Origin of the sequence: Streptomyces sp. DH37 (assembly GCF_029813835.1) — a bacterium.
Lineage (GTDB): Bacteria > Actinomycetota > Actinomycetes > Streptomycetales > Streptomycetaceae > Streptomyces.
This window is the reverse complement of record NZ_JARVKV010000071.1, coordinates 1-19,268: the sequence shown is the minus strand read 5'-3', so window position 1 is coordinate 19,268 and position 19,268 is coordinate 1. Positions and strand designations below refer to the sequence as shown.

General features: G+C 73.7%; 18 protein-coding genes and 2 pseudogenes. 13 read left to right on the top strand and 7 right to left on the bottom strand.

Features of this window, described 5'->3' with window-relative positions; all coding sequences use genetic code 11:
* Positions 1-107 precede the first annotated feature (107 nt).
* Positions 108-1,310, bottom strand: a complete 1,203-nt coding sequence (locus QC029_RS26085) for a class I SAM-dependent methyltransferase (RefSeq protein ID WP_279558256.1) — start codon at positions 1,308-1,310, stop codon at positions 108-110.
* A gap of 306 nt (positions 1,311-1,616) precedes the next feature.
* Entirely contained in the window at positions 1,617-2,366 is a 750-nt protein-coding gene (gene aztA / locus QC029_RS26080) for a zinc ABC transporter ATP-binding protein AztA (RefSeq protein WP_279558255.1), read from the bottom strand.
* 61 nt (positions 2,367-2,427) lie between these two features.
* Here aztA and aztB point away from each other — a divergent pair, with 61 nt between their 5' ends.
* From aztB to QC029_RS26045, 7 genes and pseudogenes are all read left to right on the top strand, one after another.
* Positions 2,428-3,282 (top strand): zinc ABC transporter permease AztB, encoded by an 855-nt coding sequence (aztB, locus tag QC029_RS26075; protein ID WP_279558254.1) that lies wholly within the window; start codon positions 2,428-2,430, stop codon positions 3,280-3,282.
* Between the two features lie 38 nt (positions 3,283-3,320).
* Positions 3,321-4,550, top strand: a complete 1,230-nt coding sequence (locus QC029_RS26070) for a hypothetical protein (RefSeq protein ID WP_279558253.1) — start codon at positions 3,321-3,323, stop codon at positions 4,548-4,550.
* Positions 4,547-5,494: a zinc ABC transporter substrate-binding protein AztC gene (aztC, locus tag QC029_RS26065; RefSeq protein ID WP_279558252.1), complete on the top strand. Its 948-nt coding sequence runs from the start codon at positions 4,547-4,549 to the stop codon at positions 5,492-5,494. The genes QC029_RS26070 and aztC overlap by 4 nt, the downstream gene beginning before the upstream one ends.
* A gap of 50 nt (positions 5,495-5,544) precedes the next feature.
* The gene (gene aztD / locus QC029_RS26060; protein ID WP_279558251.1) at positions 5,545-6,744 is read left to right on the top strand and encodes a zinc metallochaperone AztD; all 1,200 of its coding nucleotides are present in this window, start codon (positions 5,545-5,547) and stop codon (positions 6,742-6,744) included.
* Positions 6,745-6,852: 108 nt separating this feature from the next.
* Positions 6,853-7,596 (top strand): trans-aconitate 2-methyltransferase, encoded by a 744-nt coding sequence (locus QC029_RS26055; RefSeq protein ID WP_279558250.1) that lies wholly within the window; start codon positions 6,853-6,855, stop codon positions 7,594-7,596.
* A gap of 39 nt (positions 7,597-7,635) precedes the next feature.
* Positions 7,636-7,803: pseudogene (locus QC029_RS26050) on the top strand (GNAT family N-acetyltransferase); the annotation flags it as partial.
* Positions 7,804-8,281: 478 nt separating this feature from the next.
* A complete protein-coding gene (locus QC029_RS26045) occupies positions 8,282-9,352 on the top strand; it encodes a glycoside hydrolase family 43 protein (RefSeq protein WP_279558249.1) in 1,071 nt (356 codons plus the stop codon).
* A gap of 96 nt (positions 9,353-9,448) precedes the next feature.
* Here the strand turns inward: QC029_RS26045 and QC029_RS26040 are convergent.
* Positions 9,449-9,673, bottom strand: a pseudogene (locus tag QC029_RS26040) (RNA polymerase subunit sigma-24); the annotation flags it as partial.
* A 278-nt stretch (positions 9,674-9,951) separates the two neighbouring features.
* Between QC029_RS26040 and QC029_RS26035 the strand changes: the two are divergent.
* From QC029_RS26035 to QC029_RS26020, 4 genes are all read left to right on the top strand, one after another.
* Positions 9,952-10,515 carry a hypothetical protein gene (locus tag QC029_RS26035; protein WP_279558248.1) on the top strand — a complete coding sequence of 188 codons (564 nt, stop codon included), beginning with the start codon at positions 9,952-9,954 and terminating at the stop codon, positions 10,513-10,515.
* 247 nt (positions 10,516-10,762) lie between these two features.
* Entirely contained in the window at positions 10,763-11,170 is a 408-nt protein-coding gene (locus tag QC029_RS26030; protein WP_279558247.1) for a hypothetical protein, read from the top strand.
* 292 nt (positions 11,171-11,462) lie between these two features.
* Positions 11,463-12,653, top strand: a complete 1,191-nt coding sequence (locus QC029_RS26025; protein ID WP_279558246.1) for an exo-alpha-sialidase — start codon at positions 11,463-11,465, stop codon at positions 12,651-12,653.
* Positions 12,654-12,824: 171 nt separating this feature from the next.
* Complete coding sequence (locus QC029_RS26020; protein ID WP_279558245.1) at positions 12,825-13,172, top strand: DUF1330 domain-containing protein; 348 nt, start codon at positions 12,825-12,827, stop codon at positions 13,170-13,172.
* A 200-nt stretch (positions 13,173-13,372) separates the two neighbouring features.
* On the opposite strand, the gene QC029_RS26015 is transcribed toward QC029_RS26020, so the two are convergent.
* Positions 13,373-13,750, bottom strand: coding sequence for a VOC family protein (locus tag QC029_RS26015; protein WP_279558244.1), 378 nt, complete (start codon positions 13,748-13,750; stop codon positions 13,373-13,375).
* A gap of 85 nt (positions 13,751-13,835) precedes the next feature.
* On the opposite strand from QC029_RS26015, the gene QC029_RS26010 reads away from it, so the two are divergent.
* On the top strand, positions 13,836-14,282 hold the full coding sequence (locus QC029_RS26010; protein WP_279558243.1) for a MarR family winged helix-turn-helix transcriptional regulator: 447 nt from the start codon (positions 13,836-13,838) through the stop codon (positions 14,280-14,282).
* Between the two features lie 213 nt (positions 14,283-14,495).
* Here QC029_RS26010 and QC029_RS26005 read toward each other — a convergent pair whose 3' ends face one another.
* The 3 genes from QC029_RS26005 to QC029_RS25995 are packed head-to-tail and all read right to left on the bottom strand — an operon-like array spanning position 14,496 to position 16,931.
* A complete protein-coding gene (locus QC029_RS26005; RefSeq protein WP_279558242.1) occupies positions 14,496-14,834 on the bottom strand; it encodes an STAS domain-containing protein in 339 nt (112 codons plus the stop codon).
* A gap of 1 nt (position 14,835) precedes the next feature.
* Positions 14,836-16,128: a PP2C family protein-serine/threonine phosphatase gene (locus QC029_RS26000; RefSeq protein ID WP_279558263.1), complete on the bottom strand. Its 1,293-nt coding sequence runs from the start codon at positions 16,126-16,128 to the stop codon at positions 14,836-14,838.
* Positions 16,128-16,931 carry an alpha/beta fold hydrolase gene (locus QC029_RS25995; RefSeq protein ID WP_279558262.1) on the bottom strand — a complete coding sequence of 268 codons (804 nt, stop codon included), beginning with the start codon at positions 16,929-16,931 and terminating at the stop codon, positions 16,128-16,130. Before QC029_RS25995 ends, QC029_RS26000 begins: the two co-directional genes overlap by 1 nt.
* Positions 16,932-17,525: 594 nt before the next feature.
* Between QC029_RS25995 and QC029_RS25990 the strand changes: the two genes are divergently transcribed.
* The gene (locus tag QC029_RS25990; RefSeq protein WP_279558241.1) at positions 17,526-19,208 is read left to right on the top strand and encodes a cellulose binding domain-containing protein; all 1,683 of its coding nucleotides are present in this window, start codon (positions 17,526-17,528) and stop codon (positions 19,206-19,208) included.
* Positions 19,209-19,268 lie beyond the last annotated feature (60 nt).

Here is a 19,268-nt window from a genome sequence, read left to right as displayed (position 1 = left end):
GCGGGATCCGCGGAAGGGGACGGCAGGGGCGGGGACGACGGCATGCGGTTGCTCCTGGGCACGGTGCGGTGGGGAGGAAGACGGTGGGACGGGCGCGGGGGCCGGTACTACGCGGAAGCCGTGGCGGCGAAGACGTACTGGCCCAGCCGCGCCGGCGGCCCGTCGGGGCCGGGCAGGCAGACGGTCGGCCCGAAGCCGGCGGCGGCCAGTTCGCGCAGCCACTCGGCGCGTGTGAGGAAGATCCGGTCGAGGCCGCGGCGGAAGTCCTCGAAGTCGCGGTCCGGGTCGTCCGGGCCGGGCGACATGAGGAACTCCATCGAGGTCATGATCTGGTAGTGCTCGCGCCCGGTCTCGATGACCAGGAGCAGGCCGCCCGGAGTCAGCAGCCTCCGCAGTCCGGACAGGACGCGGCCGATGTGCCGGGCGTTGTGCAGCACGTTGGCGCAGACGACGACGTCGGCGGACCCCGCCTCGTAGCCCTGCGCGGCGGCCTCGCGGTTCACGTCGAACAGGCGGTAGCGGATCCAGGGGCGGTCCCCCAGCCTCTCCCTTCCGGAGACGAGGAAGAAGCGGGAGACGTCCGTGAAGAGGTAGTCGACGCCCGGGGTGCCGTCCTCGGCGCGTCCGGCGTGGGGGGCGAGCGCGGGGACCATGTCGATGGTGGTCCCGCCGACTCCGGCACCGACCTCCAGGACCCGCAGCGGACCGCGCCGCTCCCGCCGTGCGGCGGCCTCGCGCAGTGCGGCGGCGGCCATCGCGTTGACGTAGCGGCTGACGGTGTTCTCGCGGTAGGTGCTGTCGGCCGTGTCCATGGTGCCGTCGGGGAAGAGCAGCGCCTGCAGGGCTATCTCGTCACGCAGCAGTTCCGGGAGGTGTCCGATGGCGTCCAGCAGGAAGCGGGCCATCTCCGGCCCGTGGCCGAGCGCCCGCCCGGCCTCCCGCACCCGCCGCGCCGCCCGCTCCAGCGCGGCGCCGTCCGCGGCCGCGAGACCGGTGAAGCGGCCGTCGTCGGCGAGGGTGAGCATCCCCTCCCGTACCAGTGCGGCGAGCCAGCGGCGGACGATCCGGCGGTGACGCGGCGCCACCTTCACCGCGTCCAGGACCTCCCCCGTCCCGTGGCGGTCGCCGTCGCCGCGGAACAGTCCGTGGCGGCGCAGGACCCGGGCCATGGCCAGCAGTGCGGCGGCGTCCAGTTCGTCGGCGAAGGCCGCCGAACGGGTGAGGTCGGCGCCGGCCAGTGCGGCCCCGGCGGCCTCCCGCATCGCGTACCGCAGTCGCTCCGGCGGAACGATCGCTCCGTCAACGGACATCCGACTCCCCCTCATCGCCCGGTCGTTCGGCACGGCGGCGGCACGGCACGCCTGCCCCCCGGTGCGCCGAGACGTTCACCGGGGACAGCCAGAGCATATAATGACAACGGTTTTCGTTTGCAAGAGGAGAGCGCGGTCCGATCCGGATCCGGCGTCCGGCGGCGCCCCGCGGACGAGCGCGACAAGGAAACGACAACCGTTTCCCCGAGGGGTCATCATGGCCCGTGACGGCACGTCACCGGAAGGGTGTTCCCGCGCCCGGAGGGAGAACCCCGCCCCGCAAACCGCGGGACGACCGCGGAGGCCTCACCCCCGGCCCCCCGGAGCGCCGGCCCGCTCCTCCGGCGCCGGGGACCACGCCTGCCGGGAAAGCCCCCGGAGACGTTCGAGCACCCCGTCGGCCAGCACCTCCCGGGGCGGGCCCTGCGCGGCGAGGCGTCCGGCGTCGAGCAACAGGCAGTGGTCGGCCCGTCCGGCCGCCACCGGGTCGTGGGTGACGTGCACGACCGCGACGCCTTCCGCCGTCACCTCGTCGAGAACCCCGGTGATCCTCCGCCGGGCTTCCGCGTCGAGGCCGGCGGCGGGCTCGTCGAGCAACAGGAGGTCGGCCTCCTGCGCGAGCGCCTGGGCCACGAGCACGCGCTGCCGCTGCCCTCCGGACAGTTCACCGAGCCGCCGCCCGGCGAGACCGCCGACGCCGAGGCGGTCCATGCACGCCTCGATCACCGACCGGTCGTGCCGCGACAGGCGCCCGAACGGCCCGAGGCGCCCCCACCTGCCCATCGCGACGGTGTCGCGCACCGTGACCGGCAGCGCGTCGGAGACGGCGCTGCGCTGCGGCACGAGGGCGGGGCGGACAGGGGTGCGGTGGGTCACCGTTCCGGCCGTGGCGGCCACCACGCCCGCCAGCACACCGAGGAGCGTGGACTTGCCCGCTCCGTTCGGTCCCACGACGGCCGTGGCGGCCGACGCCGGTATCCGCGCGCTGAACCCGGACAGGACCGGCCGTCCCGCATAGCCCGCCGACACCTCGTCGAGCGTCACCCGCTGCTTCACCTGGGCACCTCTCCCGCGCTTTTTTGTAATGACAACGGTTTTCATTATATGTTCATATGCCATGGAGTGGTTGACCGGCCCCTTCGAGGTGGCCTTCGTGCAGCGCGCCCTGTGGGGCGGCATTCTGGTGTCGCTGATCTGTGCCCTGGCCGGCACGTGGGTGGTGCTGCGCGGCATGGCCTTCCTGGGCGACGCGATGTCGCACGGCATGCTGCCGGGAGTCGCGGTCGCCTCGCTGCTGGGAGGCAACCTCCTGGTCGGCGCGGCCGTGAGCGCGGCCGCCATGGCGCTCGGGGTCACCGCCCTCGGCCGCGCCCCCCGGCTGTCGCACGACACGGGCATCGGCCTGCTCTTCGTGGGGATGCTCGCCCTGGGCGTGATCATCGTCTCGCGCTCCCAGTCGTTCGCCGTCGACCTGACCGGGTTCCTCTTCGGCGACGTGCTCGCGGTGCGCGGGAGCGATCTCGTCCACCTCGCCGCGGCCCTGGGAATCGCCCTGGTCGTCTCCGCCGCGGGGCACCGGCCGTTCGTCGCCCTGGTCTTCGACGAGCGCAAGGCCCACACCCTGGGACTGCGTCCCCGCCTCGCCCATGCCGCGCTGCTGGGGCTCCTGACGCTGGCCATCGTCGCCTCGTTCCACGTGGTGGGGACGCTGCTGGTCTTCGGCCTGCTGATAGCGCCCCCGGCCGCGGTCCTCCCCTGGGCCCGGCGCATCCCGACGATCATGGCCGGGGCCGCCTGCCTGGGCGCCGTCGCGACGTTCCTCGGTCTGCTGCTGTCCTGGCACCTGGGCACCGCCGCGGGGGCGACGATCGCCGCCGCCGCGGTCGCGCAGTTCCTGCTCTCGCAGCTCGCCGCCGCCCTGTGGAACCGCCGGGCCCGTCATGTGCGGCTCTCCCCCGCCCCCCTCCCCTGAACGCCCGCACTTCCGTGAACGGAGCACAAGCGCTCGTCATGAAACCCGCAAAGACCCGCGCGGCGACCACCCTGTCGGCCTCCCTCGTCACGGCCGCGCTGCTGGCCGGCTGCCAGAGCGGTCCGGGCGGCGGAAAGCCTCCGCGGACCGAGCCGTCCCCGTCCGGCGTGCCCCACGGGTACGTCGAGGGGGCCGAGGAGACCGCCGAGCAGCAGCCGCGTCTGGTGATGGCCGACACCCGGACCGGCGAGATCCACGTCCTGGACCTCACGACGGAGGAGGTGTCCCCCGCCGGGCGCGCCGAGGGGGTGCGGGACATCACCGGCGACGGCCGGTTCGCCTACCTGGGCACCGGCACCGGAGTCCGCGTCGTCGACGGCGGCGCCTGGACGGTGGACCACGGCGACCACGTGCACCACTACCGCTCGAGGATCCGCGACGTCGGGGAGATCGGCGGAGGACGGCCGGAGCACGTCCACAGCGACACCGCCCTCACCGCCGTCACCTCCGGCGGCGGCACCCGGCTGTTCGACCGCGCCGCGCTGGAGGACGGCGGCGTGGGCGAGGGGCGCCCCGTCACCGGCCGGTCCGGGGAGGGTCCGGTCGTCCCCCACCGGGAACACCTGCTGGTCGCGGGAACGGGCACCGCGCGGGACACCGTCGAGGTGCGCGACCGGGCGGGAGCGCCGGTGGCGTCCCTCACCGAGCGCTGTCCGCGGGTGCGCGGCGAGGCCGTGACCCGGCGCGGCGTCGTCTTCGGCTGCTCCGACGGCGCCCTGCTCGTCACCGAGGAGGACGGTGGGTTCACCGGCGAGAAGATCCCCTACGGACAGCCCGTGGACGCCGGCGACCGGGCCGTCGCCTTCGCCCACCGGCCCGGCAGCACCACCCTCGTCGCCACGGCCGGCGACGACGCGGTGTGGGTGCTCGACGTCACCGAACGGACCTGGAAGAAGGTGGAGACCGGCCCCGTCGCCGCCGCCAACACCGCGGGCGAGGGCGCCCCGCTGCTCGTCCTCACCGAGGACGGCACCCTGAGCGCGTACGACTCCGCCACCGGGAAGCGGACCGCGAGCACCGGCCTGCTCGCCGGCGCGTCACCGCGGCAGGTCGCCGCGGCCGTCATCGAGGTCGACACCGGCCGCGCCTACGTCAACGACGTCGCGGCGCGGAAGGTCCACGAGATCGACTACGACGACGACCTGCGGCGGGCGCGCACCTTCACCCTGGACTTCGCCCCCGCCCTGATGGTGGAGACCGGACGATGAGGACCGCTGCCCCGGCGGCCCGGCGCCGCACCGCAGCGGTCCTGCTCACCACCCTGGCCTGCGTCCTGCCGCTCCTCGGCGGCTGCGCGGGAGGCGGTGGCGGCGATCGCCCCGGCGTGGTGGTCACCACCAACATCCTGGGCGACATCACCCGCAACGTCGTCGGCGACGAGGCCGAGGTGACGGTGCTGATGGAGGCGGGCGCCGACCCGCACTCCTTCGGCGTCTCCGCCCCGCAGGCGGCCCGCATCGAACAGGCCGACCTGGTGGTGTACAACGGGCTCGGGCTGGAGGAGAACGTCCTGCGGCACGTGGACGCCGCACGCGAGGCGGGCACCGCCACCTTCGCCGTCGGCGACGCCGTCGACCCCCTCGCCCACGCCTCGGACGACACCGCCGGACAGCCCGACCCCCACTTCTGGACCGATCCCCACCGCGTCCGCGCCGCGGTCGACCTCATCGCCGAACAGGTCGTGGAGAACGTCGGCGGCGTCGACGCCGCCGCGGTACGGGAGAACGCCGACCGGTACGGGGCGAAGGTCGAGGACCTCGCCTCCTGGATGCGGCAGCGCTTCGACGGGATCCCCGAGGACAGGCGCAGCCTGGTGACCAACCACCACGTCTTCGGATACCTGGCCCAGCGGTTCGGCTTCCGCGTCGTCGGCGCCGTGATCCCCAGCGGCACCACCCTGGCCTCGCCCAGCGCCTCCGATCTGGAGTCCCTGGCCACCGCGGTCCGGGAGGCGGAGGTCGGGGCGATCTTCGCCGACTCCTCCCGGCCCGACCGGCTGGCCCAGGTCCTCAGGCGCGAGAGCGGCCTGGACGTCGAGGTCGTCCCGCTGTTCTCCGAATCCCTCACCGAGGAGGGCGGAGGAGCCCCCACCTACCTGGACATGATGCGGGCCAACACCACGGCGATAGCCGACGGCCTGGGCACCGACTGACCCACACAGCCCCGTCCACGGACGGGTCACGAGAGAGAAAGAACACCGACATGAGCGACACGGCACGCCCCCGGAAGGCCGCGGGCATCGCCCTCCTCCTGGCCACCTCCCTCGCACTCACCGCGTGCGGCGGACAGCAGACCCGGGAGACCGGGTCCTCCGCGAAGAAGACCGACGCGAGGTCCGGCACCCCGGCCCCGGCGGTCACGGACCCCGTCGTCACCACCTACGACGGCGGCCTCTACGTCCTGGACGGCGAAACCCTCGAGATCGCCGAGGACATACCCCTGCCGGGCTTCAACCGGGTCAACCCGGCCGGCGACGACCGCCACGTGATGGTCTCCACCAGCAGCGGGTTCCGCGCCCTGGACGCGGTCGGCGGCAGGCTCACGGACGTCGAGTTCCCGGGAGCCGAGCCCGGCCACGTGGTCCACCACGCCGGCCGGACCGTGCTGTTCACCGACGGCACCGGCGAGGTCACCTCCTTCGACCCCGACGACCTCGCCGGCGGAAAGCCGGAGACCACCACCTACACCTCCCCCTCCCCCCACCACGGCGTCGCCGTCGAACTGGCCGACGGCCGCCTGGTCACCACCCTGGGCACCGAGGAGGAGAGGAGCGGCATCGCCGTCCTCGACGAGAAACGCAAGGAGGTCACCCGCAGCGAGCAGTGCCCCGGCGTCCACGGCGAGGCCACCGCGAAGGACGAGGCCGTCGTCATCGGCTGCGAGAACGGCGTCCTGATCTACCGGGACGGCGCCATCACCAAGGTGGACAGCCCCACCGAGTACGGCCGGATCGGCAACCAGGCCGGATCCGAGGACTCCCCCGTCGTCCTGGGCGACTACAAGAAGGACGCCGACGCCGAACTGGAACGCCCCGAGCAGGTCTCCCTGATCGACACCCGCACCGGCGAGCTCCGCCTGGTCGACCTCGGCACCAGTTACACCTTCCGCTCCCTGGCACGCGGCCCGCACGGCGAGGCCCTCGTCCTGGGCACCGACGGGAAGATCCACGTCATCGACCCCGAGAAGGGGAAGGTCACCCGGACCATCCCCGTCATGGACCAGTGGCGCGAGCCGCTGGAGTGGCAGCGGCCCCGCCCCGCGATCTTCGTACGCGACCACACCGCCTACGTCTCCGACCCCTCCACCAGGAAGCTCCACGCGATCGACGTCGAGTCCGGCGAGCAGCTCGCCTCGGTCACCCTGCCCGAGGCGCCCAACGAACTCAGCGGCGTGAGGCACTGACCCCCGCCGGGCCCGGCCGGCCTCCGCAACCGGCCGGGCCCGGTGACCCGCTCCGCACCCGTTCCCCCTGCCGAGTCCGCATGTCGTCACCAGGAAGAGGAGTCGACGGTGTCCGATCCCTACGCGTCGTCCGCCCCGTACATCGATCCGCTGATCGCCGGTTTCTGGCACGGCGTGTCTCCCGCCCTGACCGCCGAACTGGAGTCCCTCTCCGCCCTGTCGGGGCCGGTGGTGGACCTCGGCGCCGGATCCGGGCGCGGTGTGCGGGCCGTCGCCTCGGCCCTGCCCGGCGTCCCCGTGGTGGCCGTCGAGCCCTCCCCCGCCATGCGCACCGCCCTGCTCGCCCGGCTGGTGGACGCCCCGCCCCTGCGCGACACCGTCACCGTGGTCGCCGCCGACGCCCAGACCTACGCGTTCCCCCGAAGCCCGAGGGCCGTCATGGCCATGAACGTGCTGGGCCACCTGACCCCCGGACAGCGCCGGCGCCTGTGGGCGAGGATCGCGGAGCGCCTGGAGCCCGGCGGAGTGCTGCTGGTCAACAACCAGCAGCCCCACACGCCCGTGGCGGTGCCGCCGGCCAGGGGGGGCGCCTTCCGCGTCGGCGAGCAGGACTACGAAGGCTGGGTGCAGGCCGAGCCCTCCGGCGAGCAGCGCCTCACCTGGAGGATGACCTACAGAACCCTGCGCGACGGGCGGTGCGTGTCCGAGACCACCGCCGACTACGAGTGGTGGACGGTCACCGACGACGAACTGCGCGCCGAGTGGGCCGAACACCGCCTGACGTCCCGCACCGCCGGTGAGGGCGGGACCGCCTTCCACGTCGTCGGCCACAGCGGCGGCCCCCTGCCCTGACCCCCGGCCGGCGGCGGCTCCCGCCCGGCGGCCGGCACGTCCGCCGAGGAGACCCGGCGGGCGGGCGTGGAGCTGCTGCGGGTCGACCGCCGGGCCGGCGGCGGGGGCGAACCGGTCGCGTTCCACGAGCGCGACGGTTTCACCTCCACCGAACGTTTCGCGTCCGGGCGGTGGCCGGGACGGGTGCCGGCCCGGCGAGTCGGCTGACACCCGGGCAGGACAGGACAGGACAAGGCAGATCAGGACAAGGGCAAGGGCAGGGCAGTCGACACAGGCTCGTCAGACGGCTCCGGAAGCGGATCCCGCCGGCCCGCGGTGCTACCGTGCCGCGCCGCGGCACCGGATCACCTCCTGATCGCGGACCGCCCCCTCCCTCCCTCGCCCGGCTCCGCCCGGTTCGGCGGCACCGGGCGGAGCCGGGCGTCGTCCGCCCGTCCCGGTCCGCCGGATCCTCCCGGTGGCCGGGCCCGAGTGGGGCGGCCTGTCCATGCGTTGACATGGCCGCTTCATTTCAGGATGCTGTGAGAGCGCTCTCACCGATGTGGACCGGCGTGGAAGCGCAGGTACTCGATGGCCAGGCCCGCCCCGCAGCCCCCTCCGACGCGGCCCCGGCCAGACGTCGTCCCCGTGCCGCGTTCCTTCACCGGCCCGGCGTCGAAGCGGAGGCCGACCCTGGAACGGGACCATGAGACTCTCTCGCTGTCTTTCCGGCGCGGCGGCCTTCGTGCTGTCCGGCGTCCTCGCTGCCGCGATGTCCCTGACGTCCGCCGAGCCCGCCCGGGCGGGTCAGACCGGTCTGCGGGCCGCGGACCCGAGCGTCCTGCGGGTCGGTGGCACCTACGTCTCGGTGCAGTCGACCGGCGGCGGCATCGCCGTGCGGCAGGCCGCCTCGACGGCCGGTCTGGCATCGGCTCCGGCCCGGCAGGTCTGGTCGGACACCCGCGGCCTCGGTGAGGTCTGGGCTCCCGAGATCGTGAGGGACGGGGGGCGCTACTACATCTACTTCTCGGCCGGCCGCGGGCCGGCCCACCGGATGTACGTGATCAGCTCCGCCGGCCCGGACAGCGGCTACACCGCCGAGACGAAGCTGGCGCTGCCCGACGACAAGTGGGCCATCGACGGGACCCTGTTCACCTTCAACGGGCAGCGCTGGTTCGTCTGGTCGGGCTGGGCCGGGGACACCAACGTCGAGCAGAACCTCTACATCGCCCGGATGAGCAGCCCCACCACGCCGACCGGCGCACGGTACGTCATCTCGCAGCCGCGGGAGAGCTGGGAGCGGGTGGTCGGCAACCCGTTCATCAACGAGGCGCCTGAGGCGATCAGGGACCCGAACGGTCAGCTGCACATCGTGTACTCGGCCAACGGCAGCTGGAGCGGGCAGTACTGTCTGGCCGACCTGAGGCTGCGGGCCGGCGGCGACCCGACGCACGTGTGGGACTGGTACAAGTCGAACGGCTGCCTGTTCGGCTCCAACTCCGGCACGATGATGCCCGGTTGGGACCCGACCCTGCACGTCGACGGCCCCGGTCACCACAGCTTCGTCCTGCTCGACGGCGACATCGGCACGAGCCCGCCCGCCGGGCCGAGGTTTCCCCTGATGTTCCACGCGGTTGCGAAGGGAACGCCGTACACGTGGGAGAACCGGTACTGGTACACCGGCACGTTCTGCTGGTGGGGCAACACCACCTACCGCCGCGCCAACGTCCCCGGCCCGAACACCGACACGGGCTGGAGCCTGAAGTTCTTCGAGTAGGGGCGACGGGCGCCGCGACCCCGGCCATGCGGACGGTGACCGCCCCGGCGGTGCGCGGCCCACGCCTCGCCCGCTCCGCCCGGCCGTCGGAGCCGCCCGGCGGGGGCGGCGGGCCTTGACGTGCGGACGGGCACGGTGGGCGATCCGGCGGACGGCCGCGGAGCCCCTGCCGGCGGCCCGGGCGGTCTCGCCGTAGGCGACATCGAACACCTCGCGCAGCAGGGACACCGCCCGCTCGGTCGGCGCCGGCGCCGCCGGGGCAAGCGTCATCGCCGTCGACACGCTCCCGCTGAACTCGACGTCCTCGGCCACGTCCGGCGCGGGCGGCAGGTCGAGGTGGGCGAGGGACGTCCCGGTCGCCGGGCCGGTGGCGTGATCGCTCACGCCCCGGCCCCGGCCTTTTCCCTCCCCGCGGCCCGGCCGCGCCTCCGGCCGGGCCGGGGCGCCACATCGATCCGGGCCGGGATCGCCCGGCCCGTACCGCCGCCTGAGTGGAGATCCGGCGCCCCGGCCGGAATGCTCCCCCGCCTTGGTTTCGTGGCTCCGGTGCCCGGCTACTCCGGGCACGTACGGGCCCACACGGTGAGAGGACCGAGGACATGCACTCCACCGCGAAGTGCCGCCGGCCACGGAGAGCCGCCGCCCTGCCGTTCGCCCTCGTGCTGGGCGTCGTGTTCGGTACCGCGGGCCTGGCCGGCTGCGGCGGCGACGAGACGCCCGCCCCCGAGGCGTCCGTGCATGTCGAGGACCCGCAGGGCGACGGGGACGGATACGACTTCGTGTACGGGGACTTGGCGGAGGCCGAGTTCTGGAACGACGTCAGCACCTGGACCGGCAAGCGGATCACCATCCGAACCGACGTCGACGAGGCCGTCAACGAGCACGCCTTCACCGTCGCCGAAGCGGACGACGACGCCGGCGTCGGCGACGAGAGGGGGAACGTCAGGAGCCTCCTGGTCGTCTCCGCGGACGCCGCCGACGTGAGGGAGGGCGGCACCGTGGAGGTCACCGGCGTCGTCCGGGAGGGGTTCGTGCCCGAGGAGGTGGCGGACGGGCTCGGCGTGGACTGGGAGGACGACCTCCTCACCGACTGGGAGGAGGAGCAGTACGTCGTGGCCACCTCGGTCGACACCTCGGTCGGCACCTCGGTCGGCGCGGAGTGAGGGGCGGCGCGCCGGTTCGCCGACGGGGGCGTTCCGCCAGCGGCGGACCGGAGCCGGGCGGGAGGGCGTCCGGCTTCGCGTGGCGGCGTGGTCGTGCGCCGGTGACAATGAGGATCGTCCGTTCTGTGGCTTTGCTCCTGGTATCTGGTGGCTGTGCCGGCCCGGGAGCGATCCGGCGGTGAGGGGAGACTCCATGCGGTGCGTCCCGGGTGGTCCGCGTCGGCGGCGACCGGTACGGTCGGCGGCGGTGCCACTCGCCCTGATGGCCGTGCTCTCCGGACTGTCGGGGTGCGGCGGGGAGGACGCCGAGGGCATCAGCGAGGTGCACGAGGCGTTCGAACGCGGTGACGCCGAATCCGTGATCGGCCGGGAGAGGACGTTCGAGGGCCGGGTCGAGGACGTCATCTCGCCCTGGGCCTTCACCGTCGGCGGCGATGAGTTCGGTGACGTCGAGCCGCTGCTGGTCATCGAGAAGGACATGCCGTCCGTCGACGAGGACGATCCGGTCCGCGTCACGGGCACCGTGCACGAGTTCGACTTCGGCGAGGTTCAGGACGAACTCGGTGTGAACCTCGCGGAGACGCTCTACGAAGGGTTCCGCGGCGAGCCCTACGTCATGGCCCGGAGCATCGCCGAGGACGTGGACCTGGGGTGAGCGGACGGGGCCGCCCGTCCGGTACCGCCGGCGAAGCCGCGCTTCCTCGCCCGGCCGTCCTCGGCGACCGGTGCGCCGGGCCGTCACGGCGGCCACGGCGGCCACGGCGGTGAAGGACGCGTTCACCGCCCCCCCGTTGGCGTCGGCTTCCCCGGCCCGCGACCGGTCGGGGACCCGCGCCGTGCCGGGGTGTCCGCCACTCGGGGGCGCGGGCTCGGCCGTGTCGCGCAATGCGGCCCGGTCCGCGGCGCGTCGCCGTCCGCGGCGTGGCGGCCGTTCGCACACTGGGGGCGTGATCACCGTGTCCCGTCGTGTGGCGGGGGCCGCCCTGCTGTCATTGCTGGGCGGTCTCGCCGCCGGGCTGCCCGCGCGGCCGGCCCTCGGGGCCGAGGGCTGCGTGGAGTCGGTGCCCTTCGCCTCGAACACGGGGGGTTACCGCGGCTTCCGCATCCCGGCCGTCGTCGGGGTGGGCGAAGAGGCGGGCGGAGACGCCGCGCGGGGTGTTCCCGGCGTGCTGGTCGCTTTCGCGGAGGGACGCGTCCGCTCCCTCGCGGACGACGGCGACATCGACGTGGTGGCACGCCGGTCGCTCGACGGCGGCTGCACCTGGGGACCGCTGCGGGTGGTCGCCGACGCCGGAAGGGACACCGTCGGCAACCCCTCCCCCGTCGTCGACCCGGCGACCGGCCGAATCGTGTTGCTGAGTTGCCGGAACGTCCACGGGGTGATGGGGCACCGTCGTGTGTTCGTCCAGCACAGCGACGACGCCGGCGTCACCTTCTCGCCGCCCCGGGAGATCACCGGGCAGGTGAAGCCGGAGCACTGGAACTGGTACGGAACGGGGCCCGGCCACGCTCTGGCTCTGCGGTACGGCCCGCACGCCGGACGCCTGCTGGTCCCGGCCAATCACAGCTACCGCACGGCGGCCTCCGTGCACCGCTCCGGTGCCCACTCGCTCCACAGCGACGACGGAGGGGAGACCTGGCGCCTCGGCTACGTGGCCCAGCCGGAGGACGCGAGCCTGCGTCTGGAGGAGAACGCCCTGGCCGAGCTGCCCGGCGGCCTGATCTACACCAACGTCCGCAACCAGAGCGACACCGCGTCCGCCACCAGGGCCGACGCCTATCTGGAACCGGGCGGCACGGCGCTGCTGACCGCCTACCGCCCCCAGCCCGCCCTGACCGGGCCCGTGGTGCACGGCAGCGTGCTGTGGGTCGAACCCCGCCCGCCGGGATCACCGGCGCTGCTCTTCTCGGGGCCGGCCGACCCCGGGAGCCGGAAGGCGATGACGCTGCGCGTCAGCCACGACCGGGGACGCACCTGGCGCGAGGGGCCACGGCTGACGGCGGGCCCCGCCGCCTACTCCGACCTGGTCCCGCTCGGCCCGGACACGGTGGGGGTGCTGTACGAGAGGGGCGCCGCGTCGCCCTACGAGACCCTCACCTTCACCAGGGTGCCCATCGCGCCCCTCACCCGGCGCTGACGCCCCCGCGCCGCGGGGCCCGGCGAGCGCTCGCTCCCGGACCCCGGCCCGGCCGGACCTGGGCAGGACGTGGCCCCCCGGCCGCTTACCCGTCAGGTCATCGACCCCGGCGCGTCCGGATGCCACGATCATCCGCGTACGGAGCCCGACCGACCGGAAGAGGACGACGCCATGCGCGCCTACGCCATAGCCCATCTGCGGGAAGCCGCCCCGCACCCGGAGATCGCCGAGTACATCGAGCGCATCCCCGCCACCTTCGAGCCGTACGGCGGCCGCTTCCTCGTGCACGCCACGCAGCACGAGGTGAAGGAGGGCAGTTGGCCCGGGCACGTCGTGGTGATCGGCTTCCCCGGGATCGCCGAGGCGCGGGCCTGGTGGGACTCCCCCGCCTACCGGGAGATCGCGCCGCTGCGCTCACGGCACATCGAGGGCGACATCATCCTGGTCGAGGGCGTCCCCGAGGGCTACGACCCGACCGCCACCGCACAGGCGATGCGGGAGACCCTGCCCGCCGGGTAGCCCCCGGAACGGGGCGGGGCCCGCGGCGTTCCGCTCCCTTCGGCTCGCGCACGCGCCCGCCCCCGTGCGGCCTCCGCCGTCGGCACGTCGCGGGGTGGGCGGCGAACGGGTCCGGCCGCCGGGCACCGCCTCCCGCCGGTGCGCGGGCCGGTGCCTCGCCCCCGTGTCCGGCCGGCCGCCGCGGGAGACGGTGTGCGCGGTCAGCTCCCGTGGACGGTGAGCGTGTACCCCTCGGGGCCGAGGAAGGTGAACATCCGGCCGAACGGGCCGTCTTCGGGCGCCTTGACGATGGTGGTTCCGGCGGCTCGGAGGCGGTCGTGGAGAGCCTGGGCATCGTCGGCCCTGAACCACAGGGCGACCCCGAGGCCGGGTTGTCCGGCGCTGTCGAGGTCGACACCGGGCAGGGGCTCGCGTACGGCGAACGCGATCGGCTCGGTGGTGAAGACGACGGCTCCGGGCGGGGAGGCGGGTGCCCGGTTCAGGCCGAGCCGCGTCTCGAAGAAGACGGCCGCCGCTTCGACGTCACGCACCTGCAGGGCGATGAAGTCGGGGCCGGCGACGGCAACGGAGGTGGTCACGGGAGGCTCCTGGGATGACGAGAGTGTCAGGACTCTGACATCGACGACGGTAGGCTTCGCCGTCTCCTTGTGTCAAACTCCTGACATGAGAGACGATGCGCTCCGGCCCGACGACGTGACCCGGCGACTCGGTTACCGCCTCAAACGCGCGGCCGCCGCCCTGCGCGGCGCCATGGACAGGGCGCTGCGTGAGCGGGGACTGACCGTGCCGCAGTACGCGTGCCTGGAACTCCTCGACCAGCAGCCCGGTCTGTCGAACGCCGAGCTCGCCCGCGGCGCCTTCGTCACCCGGCAGTCCATGAACGTGGTCCTGCGCGGCCTGGAGGAGGCCGGCCTCGTCACCCGCGCGCCCACCACCGACCACGGCCGGGCGCTGCCCACCCACCTCACGGACGAGGGCCTGCGCCGCCTCACCGCGGCCCGCGCCGCCGTCTACGCCATCGACCGGCGGATGACCGAGGCCGTCCCGGCCGAACGCCTCGCCACGTTCCTCTCCGACCTGGACCGGATGGCCGAGGCCCTGGATGAGTGAGTCCGGCGTTCCCGGCGTTCCCGGGGCTCACAGCGTTCCCGGGGCTCACGGGCGCTCGGCGGGCATGCGACCGCGGTTCCGGCGGCGCCCTTCGCGCCGGACGCCGGCGGCGGGGACCGGGTGGCCACCGGGCCGGGCGGCGGTCGTGCCCCACCGGGGCGGGAAGGGCCGCCCCTGCTCCGGCGCCGCCACGGGCTCCGGCGCCGCTGCCGGTCAGGCGCCCGTGGCGGCGGCGGTGTCGGGGTACAGGGGGAAGACCTGGTCGAGACCGACGATCCGGAGGACCCGCGAGGTGTTGGCGGGCACGGCGGCCAGGACCGTGTCGGCTCGGGCCGCCATGGCGTGGTTGCGGGCGGCCAGGAGAGCGGTGATGCCGCTGGAGTCGCAGAACTCCATGCCCCCGAGGTCGATGACCAGGCGTTGGCCGGGTCTCAGGACGAGGCCGGCGGCGGCGGTGCGCAGTTCGTCGGCACTGGCGTAGTCCAGCTCGCCGACGACCTCCAGCACGGGACCGGTCGCGGCGTCTCGGACGGTGATCTTCAACGGGCTCATATCAGGTGTTCGTCGCAGGGCCGGGGGTCGGGTGGGTGGCGGCGGGGACTCCGAGGGCCAGCAGGGCGGTGTCGTCGTCCAGGCCGTCGCCGAAGTCTTCCAGGAGCCCGGACAGCGCCTGCACGACGGCGTGCGGGGGCGTCCCGGCGTGGCCGGCCGTGAAGGCGCGCAGGGCGGCGTCCCCGTACAGGGCCCCGTCGGGGCCGACACGTGCCTCGGTGAGGCCGTCGGTGTAGAGCAGGAGGGTGTCACCCGGGGCGAGCGTGGTGGTGACGGCGGTGAAGCGGGGGGCGGGCAGGATGCCGACGAGGAGTCCGCCCGGGGTGGGCAGGAAGTCGCAGCCGCCCTCGGCCCGCAGGACCAGCGCGGGCGGATGACCGCCGGAGGCGAGCCGTACGGTGACGTGGCCGCTGTCGAGGTCGGGTTCGAGGATGCCGAATATGGCGGTGCAGTAGCGCGGGTCGCCGCCGGTGTAGCGCTCGTGGAGCACGGTGTTCAGGGTGGCCAGGGCGGCGACGGGGTCGGGGTCGTGCAGGGCCGCGGCGCGCAGGGTGTAGCGGGTCAGCGACGTCAGGGCGGCGGCCTGAGGGCCTTTGCCGCACACGTCCCCCAGGAAGAACGCCCAGCGTTTGCCGTCGACGGCGAACAGGTCGTAGAAGTCGCCGCCGAGCCGGTCGGGGGAGGCGGTGTGGTAGTATGCGGCCGCTTCCAGCCCGGGGACGTCGGGAAGCGTGTCGGGCAGCAGGCTCTGCTGGAGTATGGCGAGGGCCTCCTGGAGTCGGGCCCGGTCGGCCTCCGCCTGTTCGCGCGCCGCGTCCGCCTCCTGCTTGCGCCGCAGGAGCTCCTCCTCGTAGGAGCGGCGGTCGCGGGCGTCGAAGACGGTGGTGCGGACCAGCAGCGGCTCGCCCTCGCAGCCGAACTTGAGGACGGAGGAGACAAGAACCGGTATCCGTGCGCCGTTCGCGCTTCTGAGCTCCAGGGCGATGCCGCTGATCTCCCCCTGCATGCGCAGCAGCGGGGCGAAGTGCGTCTCGTGGTAGAGCTTGCCGCCGACGGTGAGCAGGTCGGCGAACCGCATCCGTCCCACCACCACGTCCCGGTCCAGGCCGAGCCAGCCCAGGAGCGTGGTGTTGATCTTCGCGATGGTGCCGTCCAGCAGCGTGGACAGGTACCCGCACGGGGCGGCTTCGTACAGCTCTTCGGCGCTGTCCTCCAGCAGGGCGGCGAACGGCACGCCGTCGGCCTCCTCGCTTCCCGTTCCGTACGGGTCGGGCTCCTGCCCGATGCGGCACATCATCGCAGCTCGGCCAGGAAGTCGGTGATCGCCCGGTTGGTGGCTTCGGGCGCGGACAGCTGCGGGCAGTGCCCCGTGGCGTCCAGCGTGACCAGCGTCGAGCCGGGGATCTGCGCGTGGACGAAGGCGCCGACCTCGCGCGGGGCGATGACGTCCTGGGCGCACTCGAGGATCAGCGTCGGCACGTCGACCGTCTTCAGGTCGCCGCGGGAGTCGGACAGGAAGGTGGTGCGGGCGAAGACGCGGGCGATGTCGGGCTCGGTGGCGCAGAAGCTGTTGGTCAGCTCCTCGCCGAGCTCGGGCCGCTCCGGGTTGCCCATGATGACCGGGGCCATGGCGGCCGACCACCCCAGGTAGTTCGCCTCCAGGGAGGCCAGCAGCTCGTCGATGTCCTGGGCGCTGAATCCGCCGCGGTACCCGTCGTCGTCGATGTAGCACGGGGAGGGGGCGACCATCACCAGGGCTCCGACTCTGCCGGGGGCCTGCCGGGCGGCCAGCACACCGACCATGGCGCTGACCGAGTGCCCGACGAACACCGCCTCGCGCAGGTCGAGCGCCTCGCACACCTCCACCACGTCCTGGGCGTAGCCGTCCAGGACGGCGTAGCGCTCCTCCCGGAAGGCCGACAGGTCGGAGCGGCCGGAACCGACGTAGTCGAACAGCACCACCCGGTAGGCGTCCGCCAGCGCTGGAACCGTCAGGCGCCACATGTTCTGGTCGCAACCGAACCCGTGGGCCAGCACGACCGCGGGCCCGCTCGGGTTGCCGGTGACGGTGACGTTGTTCCTGCGCAGGATGTCCATGCCCGCCATCCTCGCATCCTCCCCCACGGCCCCCGGAACGGCCCCGGCCGGACTCACCGGCTCGCGGAGCGGTGGGGACGGGCGCGCCGACCGCGATGCCGCCGACCGCCGGACGGGTCCGGCGCCGCCGCCCGGCGGGGCGGACCGCCTCCCGTCCCGGCCGGGTTCCGCGGCGGCCGGTGCGCACTCGAAGCGCGTTCCGGAAGAAATACGGCCGCGTACCGGAATACGGCTGGAAATTCCTATCGGAAGGCGGCGCGAACCGTGACCTGCGGAGCCGATTTCCCCTGCTCCGACCGGATATGGCGGGCTCCAAGACTCCCGGTAAGGGCCCGAAAAGGGTCAACCTGAACGGCCCCTGTTCCACATGTTGTCAGGCACGGAACCCCGTTCTTAGCCTGGGAGCGCTCCCGGTCCCGGTCCGGCACCCCGCGATCCGCGCACCACCCCCACCGTCGCGCTCGCGTCGGCGCCTTCACCGACCGGACCGGCGCACCCCCCACGAACCGGCACGCACCGGCGAGCGGATGGCTTCCCGCCGCCCGGCAGGGGCACCGTCAACGGCCGCGCGCCTTCACCCTGGAGGTCCCCCACATGCGCTCCCGCAGACATCGGCCCTGGACATGGGCGGCGGCGGCCTTCGCGGCCGTCGCCGGCCTGACCGTCACCACCCTCGGCGGTGCGCAGGCGGACACCGCCGGCGCCCTCAAGGCCGCCACCGTGCCGGCCTCTTCGCCCGTCGAGGACGAGGGTGCCGACTGCCAGGTGGGGCAGGGCGGCTCCACCAACACCTCGATGCTCCCCGACCCGTTCACGAAGATGAACGGCACGCGGGTCACGTCCAAGGCCGACTGGCGGTGCCGGCGGGCGGAGATCAGGGAGCTGGCCGAGCGGACCGTCTACGGTCAGAAGCCCGCCAAGCCCGAGAGCGTCACCGGCACGGTCTCGTCCTCCCGGATCACCGTCAACGTCAGCCACCAGGGGCGCAGCGCCGGTTTCTCGGCGAACGTGCAACTGCCCAGCGGCTCCGGCCCGTTCCCGGCCGTGATCGTCTACGGCGGGTTCGGAGCGGACACCGCCACCATCCGCAACTCCGGTGCCGCCGTCATCAGTTACGACCCCCTCGCCGTCGGGCAGGAGGGCACGGGGCGGAACAACAAGTCGGGCGCGTTCTACAGCATCTACGGCGCCCAGAGCGGCACCGGCCTGCTGAACGCCTGGGCCTGGGGCGTCAGCCGCATCATCGACGTCATCGAGTCCTCCGGCGGCAACGTGCTGCGGGCGGACGCCACCGGCGTGACCGGCTGCTCGCGCTACGGCAAGGGCGCCTTCGTGGCCGGCGCGTTCGACCAGCGCATCGCGCTGACCATGCCGGTCGAGTCCGGCAGCGGCGGGGTGGGCGCGATGCGCTCGATCGCCCGGGAGAGCGGCGCCCAGCCCCTGAGCAGCGCCTACTCGGAGCAGCCGTGGCTGGGGGACGCGTTCGGCTCCTACACCGGCAACCCCAACTCGCTGCCGGTGGACACCCACGAGGTGATCGGCATGATCGCGCCGCGCGGGCTGCTGATCATGGACAACCCGCACATCGACTGGCTGGGCGCCCAGTCCGGAGCCGTGGCGGCGCTGGGCGGCGCGGAGGTCTACAAGGCCCTCGGCGCGCAGCAGAACATCACCTACTGGTCCGACGTCCAGAGCGGTGACCACTGCGCCACGCGGTCCGAGTGGCAGACCCCGATGCGGCAGAGCATCCAGAGGTTCCTGCTGAACAGCGGCAGCGCCCCGGGCACCTTCCGGATCTCCGCGAAGAAGTCCGCCAGCCTCTCCCAGTGGCGGAGCTGGCAGACCCCGACCCTCACCGACGGCGGCACCACCGCCGGCACGACCACCGGCACCACCACCGGCACCACCGCCGGCACCGACAGCGGCGGCACCACCACGGGCACGACCACGGGCGGCGGCAACGGCGGCACCGGAAGCCCCACCTGTACGGCCACCCTCCAGGAGTCGCAGCGCTGGGGCGACCGCTTCAACGTCCAGACCACCGTCCGGGCCGGTTCCACGGCCATCAGCAACTGGACGGTGAACATCCAGCTCAACGGAGGGCAGTCGATCCAGAACTCCTGGAACGCCTCGTTCTCCACCAGCGGCAGCAGCATGACGGTGCGGCCCAGCGGCAACGGCACGCTGGCGGCGGGAGCCTCCACCGGCTTCGGCTTCACCGTGATGGCCAACGGCAACTGGAACCTGCCCCGCGTGGTCGGCTGCACCGCCTCCTAGCCCGCCCCGCACGACGGGCCTGCACGACGACCCGTGCGACCGGCCCGTCCCCGGTGGCGC